1 protein-coding gene is annotated in these 1,076 nt (G+C 66.0%); it reads right to left on the bottom strand.

Features of this window, described 5'->3' with window-relative positions:
- Positions 1-22: 22 nt before the first annotated feature.
- The gene (locus ACWGRX_RS26965; RefSeq protein ID WP_452120066.1) at positions 23-991 is read right to left on the bottom strand and encodes an NAD-dependent epimerase/dehydratase family protein; all 969 of its coding nucleotides are present in this window, start codon (positions 989-991) and stop codon (positions 23-25) included.
- Between the last annotated feature and the right edge of the window lie 85 nt (positions 992-1,076).

Here is a 1,076-nt window from a genome sequence, read left to right as displayed (position 1 = left end):
CCGCTGCGGCCACGACATGCTGTCACTTTTTCATCTGGGAGCGGTAGTATTCGGCTGTCAGGGGGATGCCTTCCTCGAGGTCGACCTTGGCCTCGAAGTCGATCTGAGTGCGGGCCCAGTTGGTGTCGGGGACGCGCAGCTCGATATCGGCATAGTCCTTCCAGGTGAACTCGATCTTGGAGGAGGAGCCGAGCAGGCGGATGACCGTGCTGGCCAGGCCGTAGATCGTGGTCACGGCGCGCGGATTGCCGATGTTGAAGGCCTTGCCCGGCGCATTGGGATGCTCGATCGCGGCCATCACGCCGGCGACCATGTCGTTGACATAGCACCAGGCGCGGATCTGCGTGCCCGAGCCGTGGATCTGGATCGGCTCGTTGCGGATCGCCCGCTTGATGAAGGTCGAGAGCGCACCCTCGCCGACCTGGCCGGGGCCGTAGACGTTGAACGGGCGCAGCGCCACCGTCGGCAGCTTGTGCTGGGCCCAATAGGCCAGGGTGAGATGCTCGGTCGCCAGCTTCGAGACCGCATAGCCCCAGCGCGCCTCGCCGACCGCCCCGATCACCGCCGAGGAGGTCTCGTTCGAGCCATAGGCATGCGAGCCGAAGATCTCGCTGGTCGAGAAGGTCACCACCCGCTCGATGTCGTCGCCGACCGCCAGCGCCCCGCGCAGCGCATAGACCGTGCCCAGCGTGTTGATCTCCAGCGTCGAGACCGGCTTCTGGCGCACCGTGTCGATGCCCGCCACCGCGGCGCAATGCACCAGATGGGTCGGACGGAATTCCTTGATCGCCGCCGCCAGCGTCGCCTCGTCGGTCACGTCGCCGCGATAGGTCTTGATGCGCTTGACATTGTCGCCGAGCACCGTGCTCGCCGCATCGCGCGCATAATTGTCATAGGTCGCGATCTCGTTGCGGTCCATGAGCAGACCGGCAAGGTTCGAGCCGATGAAGCCGGCTCCGCCGGTGATGAAAACCCGCTTGTTCTCAAGCATGCACTGCGCCTTCGGAACATGGTGGGGCCGCTCTCGACCCGGACGATCACAGCCCGCCCGCGCCGTCGGCCTCAACGGCCCCGCC

The sequence above is a fragment of the Allobosea sp. NPDC055594 genome, assembly GCF_053618995.1.
The sequence above is the reverse complement of the archived record's forward strand: the minus strand, read 5'-3'. Positions and strand labels throughout refer to the sequence as shown.

What these genes read in the sequence shown, in the direction of transcription:
- ACWGRX_RS26965 (WP_452120066.1), bottom strand. Translation starts at nt 991, where the DNA reads ATGCTTGAGAACAAGCGGGTTTTCATCACCGGCGGAGCCGGCTTCATC.